The following is a 6,018-nucleotide window of genomic DNA, read 5'->3' as shown; positions in this document are numbered from 1 at the left end:
GAGCCCACCCACCCCCGGCACCCCTCACCCACCCCGACCGGCACCCCTACGCACCTGCCCCGGCACCCCTCACCGCCCCTGACTCACCCACCCCACCACCCCTCACCCACCCCCGACGCACCCACCCCCGGCACCCTCACCCATCCCTGACTCGCGCCCCGACTCACCCGCACCCGGCCCCTCACCCCCGACTCACCCGCACCCGGCCCCTCACCCCCGACTCACCCGCACCCGGTACTCCCCCGACGCATCCACCCCTACGACCTCGATCCGCACATGCCGCTTCCGGTCCTCGAAGAGCTGTCCCGGGGCGAACGGGGCGTCCGAGAGTTCCGCGTGGACGTTGGGGCTGCGGGTGCAGCCGCCGCTGTCACGGCGGGCGTCGAACACCGTGACCGGGCCCATCCCGGTGTCGACGTCCGCGTCGACCTTGTAGATCAGCGCGCCCGGCCGGCACACCGTCTCGTCGTTGCCCTCGCGGGTGCGCAGCTCCACGGCGTACCCGGTGCGCCCGCTGACCGGCACGAAGAGCAGTTTGGCACCGCCGACCCGGGCCATCGGGGTGAGCGTGTACTCGGTGGTGCCCGGCGTGGTCACGCAGGTGACCTGGGAGGCGTCCAGCCAGCCCAGCTTCCACTTGTGCCAGCCGAGGAGGTCGTTGTTGGCGCCCCAGTCCTCGCTCATGATGTCCCAGTGGCCGACCGCGCCGCCGCCGTCGGCGGTGTAGAGGTCGGGCAGGCCGAAGACATGGCCGTTCTCGTGGGGCAGGACCCGGTATCCGGTCCGGGCGAGGGAGCCGGAGCCGTCGTCCTGGCGGGAGTAGACGAAGGACGCGTTGGCGACCGGCACGCCGTCGGCGACCGGGGCGTCGGGGTTGCCGGCGAAGGTCACCGACAGGACCGTGTCCAGGGCGGACGGACCGGCGTTGGGGGTGACCAGCACGTTCAGGAAGTCGTACGACCGGAAGTCCACCTTCGGATCGGCGGCGGCCACGATGTCCTGGACCAGGTCCCGGTAGCCGGGGTCGAAGGGCGCGCCGCGCTCTATGCCGTACGACGCGAAGGGCTTCGGCATCCGCAGCCAGGTCGGGACCGGCGTCTCGGGGCGGTAGTCGAGGCGGCCGTAGGAGCTGGTGCGGAACCATTCCTGGGTCTGCGGGAAGAACTCACGGAAGCGGTCGAGGGCGGGGCCGCGGCCCGGCGCGTCGGAGAAGTCGATCATCAGGGTGAGGGCGCGGACGGTGCCGGTGGAGCGGGAGTAGCCGCCGGGGGTGGGGACGCCCTCCGACATCTGGATCGCGGTGCCGCCGCGGATCAGACAGGGGCCGTGGGCCGAGCTGCGGGCCAGCGCGATCGGTCCGGCGCCCGCGGGCGCGGGGGCCGCCGTGAGGTGACGTGTGCCGGCCGAGGTGCTGACCGCGAGGGTCAGCGCGGTCACGGACACCAGGGCGGCGACGCGGCGCGGGCGTATCCGACGGCTGGTCTGCTGCGCTGCCCGGCTGGTCTGCTGCATGCACGGCCCTCTCCGCCCACGGCAGCCGTCGGTTCACGGACTGCACCCTTTCGATCACCCTGTGTCGAGGGGGGTGCGGGCGCGCGCTGGAGGGCGCCGAACGTGGGTTTCTCGGGCGAAGTCATGTGACTCAGGTCACAACACTTCTTCTCCTCAACCTGAAATAACCGGGGAGCGTCTCCCCGTTTAGAAGTGTGTTCGCGCGAAACGGGGAGATCTTCCCCGGATCCGCCCGGACAGCCCGGATCAAGCCCGGACAGCCCTGACGGCCCGGACCGTCAGATCAGCCCGGATCAAGCCCGGACAGCCCGGACCGTCAGATCAGTCCGGACCGTCAGACCAGCCCCACTCCGAGGAGTACGCCGTGACCGCGACCACTGTGCAGAAGAAGGTGCCCCGGCCCCGCGCCGACGCCCTGCGCAACCGGGAGCGCATCGTCGCCGCCGCCCGGGAGATGTTCACCGAGTTCGGCCCCGATGTGCCGCTCGACGAGATCGCCCGCCGCGCCGGCGTCGGCAACGCCACGGTGTACCGCAACTTCCCCGACCGCGACGCGCTCGTCCGCGAGGTCGTCTGTTCCGTCATGAACCGGACGACCGAGGCGGCCGAGCGGGCGCTCGCGGAGACCGGGGACGCCTTCGAGGCTCTGGAACGTTTCGTGCACACCGCCGCCGACGAGCGGGTCAGCGCGCTGTGCCCGATGGTCCAGAGCACCTTCGACCAGAACCACCCGGACCTGGAGGCCGCACGGGTCCGGTGCGAGGAACTCATCGTGGAGCTGATGGACCGCGCCAAGGCGGCCGGTCAGCTGCGCCCCGACGTGGGAGCGGGCGACCTGATGGTCGCCGTCTCCCAGCTCAGCCGGCCCCCGTTCGGCACCGCGTGCTTCAACGCCGACCGTTTCGTCCACCGCCACCTGCAGCTGCTGCTGGACGGACTGCGGGCCCCGGCCCGCTCCCTCCTGCCCGGCACGGCCGTGACCGTCGAGGACCTCCGCCAGGCCTGACCGACCGACACCGATTAGTTCAGAGCGCCACACCAGTCCACATCACAGCGCCACACCAGACCACATCACCACGAATCTCACCGGCCGTCACCGACGACGGACCGTCCCCTCAGCACTGTTTTTTTCCGTCACGAAGTCCCGAAGTGGGTACTCCCATGTCTGAAACAGCCGCAAAGGCTCCCGGCGCACCGGCCACGGCCGGTGACGCCAACCGCTGGAAGGCGCTCGTCTTCATCGCGCTCGCCCAGCTGATGGTCGTCCTCGACGCCACCATCGTGAACATCGCCCTGCCGTCCGCCCAGGTGGACCTCGGCATCTCCGACGGCAACCGGCAGTGGGTCGTCACGGCCTACGCCCTCGCCTTCGGTGGCCTGCTCCTCTTCGGCGGCCGCATAGCCGACCTGTGGGGCCGCAAGAACGCCTTCGTCGTCGGTCTGATCGGTTTCGCCGGTGCCTCCGCGCTCGGCGGCGCGGCCCAGAACCAGGCCATGATGTTCGGCGCCCGCGCCCTCCAGGGCGTCTTCGGCGCGCTGCTCGCCCCCGCCGCGCTCTCCCTGCTCGCCGTGATGTTCACGGACGCCAAGGAGCGTGCCAAGGCGTTCGGCATCTACGGTGCCATCGCCGGTGGTGGCGGTGCCGTCGGCTTCATCCTCGGCGGTGTGCTGACCGAGTACATGGACTGGCGCTGGACGTTCTTCGTCAACATCCCGTTCGCCGTCGTGGCCGCGCTGGGCGCGTACTTCGTCATCCGTGAGCCCGAGGGCGGCCGCAACCGCAACCCGCTCGACATCCCCGGCGTCCTGCTCTCCACCCTGGGCCTGGTCGCGCTGGTCTACGGCTTCACCCGTGCCGAGTCCGACGGCTGGGGGGACTCCGTGACCGTGGGCATGTTCGTCGCCTCCGCGGTGCTGCTGCTCGCGTTCGTCGTCACCGAGGCCAAGGTCAAGGCCCCGCTGCTGCCGCTGCGCGTGGTGACCGACCGCAACCGCGGCGGCATCTACCTCTCGCTCGGTATCGCGATCATCGCGATGTTCGGCACCTTCCTGTTCCTGACCTACTACCTCCAGGTCGTGAAGGGCTTCTCGCCGATCAAGACCGGCTTCGCCTTCATGCCGATGATCGTCGGCATGATGGTCGGCTCGACCCAGATCGGCACCCGCCTGATGACCCGGCTGCCGGCCCGCATGCTGATGGGCCCCGGCTTCCTGGTCGCCGCGGTCGGCATGCTGCTGATGACGCAGCTGGAGATCGGTTCGTCGTACGCCTCGATCATCCTGCCCGCGATGCTGCTGCTCGGTCTCGGCATGGGTACGGCGTTCATGCCGGCCATGTCCCTAGCCACGCTCGGCGTCGAGCCCCGGGACGCCGGTGTCGCCTCCGCGATGGTCAACACCTCGCAGCAGGTGGGCGGCGCGATCGGTACGGCCCTGCTGAACACGATCGCCGCCTCGGCCACCACCTCCTACATCGCCGACCACATCGGCTCCGCGACCACCAAGTCGCAGCAGCAGCTGGTGGCGCTGGAGGGGCAGGTGCACGGCTACACCAACGCGATCTGGTTCGCCGTCGGCATGCTGGTCCTCGCCGCGGTCATCGTGGTGACCCTGGTCAACGCCGGCCGCCCGGACGCGCACACCGTGACCGGTTCCGCGGAGGGCGCCGAGGACGAGGTCCCGGTGCCGGTCGTCGCCCACTGACGCCCACGGCGTCACGACGACGACCGTCCGGTCGTACCCCTTCGTGCCGGTCGTACATACGGGGATGGGGACGCTCCGCACGTACGACACACCGGACCTGCCCTGGCTCAGCGGAGCCAGGGCAGGTCCGCACCCGCTTCCTTGGGCTGAAGTCCCTCGGCGACGATCTCCATGATCTCGCCGAGGGATTTCTGCTGTTCCGGGGTGAGCCGGTCGAACAGCGCCTGGCGTACGGCGCCCACGTGGCCGGGGGCGGTGCGGCGCAGCACCTCGTGGCCCTCGTCGGTCAGGATCGCGAACTGGCCGCGCTTGTCGGAGGGGCAGTCCTCACGGCGGACCCAGCCGTTCTTCTCCAGCCGCGCGACGGCGTGCGAGAGCCGGGAGCGGGTGATCTTCGCCTTCATCGCCAGCTCGGTCATCCGGAGCCGGCGCCGCGGCGCCTCGGCGAGGCCGACGAGCAGCCCGTAGTAGATGTGCGGCATGCCCGCGTCGCGCTGCAACTGGCGGTCGAGGTGGTCCTCGAGAAGGGTGGTGGCGTGCATGTAGGAGCGCCAGACGCGCTGTTCCTCGGCGGTGAGCCAGACGGGTTCTTCGGCCATGTCGTCCACTGTACGAGAGCGCTCCTTGAAAGTTAAACAAGTTGGAGGTATGTTCGCGGAAGTTGAAGCTTTAGATTTCAAGTAACGAAGTTTTAGACTTCAAGTAACACCGTGTAATGCCTGAAAACTGTGTTCATATAACACCTTTCGGAGGGAGCCGCGCCATGGCCACCGCGACCCAGGACAGCACCACAGGGCGCATGCCCACCCTCTACCTCAGCCACGGCGCCCCGCCGCTCGCGGACGACCCGATCTGGCCCGGCGAACTCGCCGCCTGGTCCGCGGACCTCCCGCGCCCCACGGCGATCCTCATGGTCTCCGCCCACTGGGAGGAGGCCCCGCTCGCCCTCGGCGCGGTGGAGACCGTCCCGCTCGTCTACGACTTCTGGGGCTTCCCCGAGCACTACTACCAGGTGCGGTACGCCGCCCCCGGCGCACCCGCGCTCGCCGACTCCGTACGCAAGCTGCTGCGCGCCCCCGGCACCCCCGTCCAGGACATCCCGGACCGCGGCCTCGACCACGGCGCGTACGTCCCGCTCGTCGAGATGTTCCCCGCGGCCGACATCCCGGTCCTTCAGGTCTCCATGCCGACCCTCGACCCGGTCGAGCTCATGGAGATCGGCCGCAAGCTCGCCCCGCTGCGCGACGAGGGCGTCCTGATCGTCGGCTCCGGCTTCTTCACCCACAACCTCGCCGCGCTCCGCCACACCGGCGGGGGAGTGCCGACCTGGTCCTCCGAGTTCGACGACTGGGGCCGGCGGGCGCTGGAGGCACGGGACTGGGACGGGCTGCTCGACTTCCTCCGCAAGGCCCCGGCCGGCCGCTACGCCCACCCGCGCACCGAGCATTTCGCGCCCCTCTTCGTGACGATGGGCGCGGCCGAGGTCTCCGGCGAGCTGGACTCGCAGAAGTCGGTGATCGACGGGTTCTGGATGGGAATGGCGAAACGGTCGGTGCAGTTCGGCTGAGGCTGCCGGGGCGCGGTTCGGTGAAGGCTGCGGGGTGCAGTTCGGCTGAGGGCGCCGGGGCGGGTGGCGCAGGGGTCGTAAGCGCCGGATGTGGTCTCGCTGTGAATTCCCTGGGAGTCCGCTGACCTGGCAACCATCGGAGGGCGTCGGCCGTCTTCTGGGGCAGAGGGCGGCCGACGACGGCGGTTCTCACGGGTGAGGGCCGCCGCACCGAGTGTGACGGCTGTCTCAGGGAA

Annotated in this window: 5 protein-coding genes; 3 read left to right on the top strand and 2 right to left on the bottom strand. The window is 70.2% G+C overall.

Features of this window, described 5'->3' with window-relative positions; translation table 11 throughout:
• Window positions 1-210: 210 nt before the first annotated feature.
• Window positions 211-1,512 (bottom strand): M6 family metalloprotease domain-containing protein, encoded by a 1,302-nt coding sequence (locus DI272_RS20005; RefSeq protein ID WP_109496686.1) that lies wholly within the window; start codon window positions 1,510-1,512, stop codon window positions 211-213.
• 364 nt (window positions 1,513-1,876) lie between these two features.
• Between DI272_RS20005 and DI272_RS20000 the strand changes: the two genes are divergently transcribed.
• Window positions 1,877-2,518, top strand: a complete 642-nt coding sequence (locus DI272_RS20000) for a TetR/AcrR family transcriptional regulator (protein WP_109496685.1) — start codon at window positions 1,877-1,879, stop codon at window positions 2,516-2,518.
• Between the two features lie 155 nt (window positions 2,519-2,673).
• Complete coding sequence (locus tag DI272_RS19995; RefSeq protein WP_109496684.1) at window positions 2,674-4,215, top strand: MFS transporter; 1,542 nt, start codon at window positions 2,674-2,676, stop codon at window positions 4,213-4,215.
• Between the two features lie 107 nt (window positions 4,216-4,322).
• Here the strand turns inward: DI272_RS19995 and DI272_RS19990 are convergent, their stop codons facing one another.
• On the bottom strand, window positions 4,323-4,814 hold the full coding sequence (locus tag DI272_RS19990) for a MarR family winged helix-turn-helix transcriptional regulator (RefSeq protein WP_109500934.1): 492 nt from the start codon (window positions 4,812-4,814) through the stop codon (window positions 4,323-4,325).
• A 200-nt stretch (window positions 4,815-5,014) separates the two neighbouring features.
• Between DI272_RS19990 and DI272_RS19985 the strand changes: the two genes are divergently transcribed.
• Complete coding sequence (locus DI272_RS19985) at window positions 5,015-5,782, top strand: dioxygenase (protein ID WP_109500933.1); 768 nt, start codon at window positions 5,015-5,017, stop codon at window positions 5,780-5,782.
• Window positions 5,783-6,018 lie beyond the last annotated feature (236 nt).

Origin of the sequence: Streptomyces sp. Act143 (genome assembly GCF_003143935.1) — a bacterium.
GTDB lineage: Bacteria > Actinomycetota > Actinomycetes > Streptomycetales > Streptomycetaceae > Streptomyces.
The sequence above is the reverse complement of the archived record's forward strand: the minus strand, read 5'-3'. Positions and strand labels throughout refer to the sequence as shown.

What these genes read in the sequence shown, in the direction of transcription:
- DI272_RS20005 (WP_109496686.1), bottom strand. Translation starts at nt 1,512, where the DNA reads ATGCAGCAGACCAGCCGGGCAGCGCAGCAGACCAGCCGTCGGATACGC.
- DI272_RS19995 (WP_109496684.1), top strand. Translation starts at nt 2,674, where the DNA reads ATGTCTGAAACAGCCGCAAAGGCTCCCGGCGCACCGGCCACGGCCGGT.
- DI272_RS19990 (WP_109500934.1), bottom strand. Translation starts at nt 4,814, where the DNA reads ATGGCCGAAGAACCCGTCTGGCTCACCGCCGAGGAACAGCGCGTCTGG.
- DI272_RS19985 (WP_109500933.1), top strand. Translation starts at nt 5,015, where the DNA reads ATGCCCACCCTCTACCTCAGCCACGGCGCCCCGCCGCTCGCGGACGAC.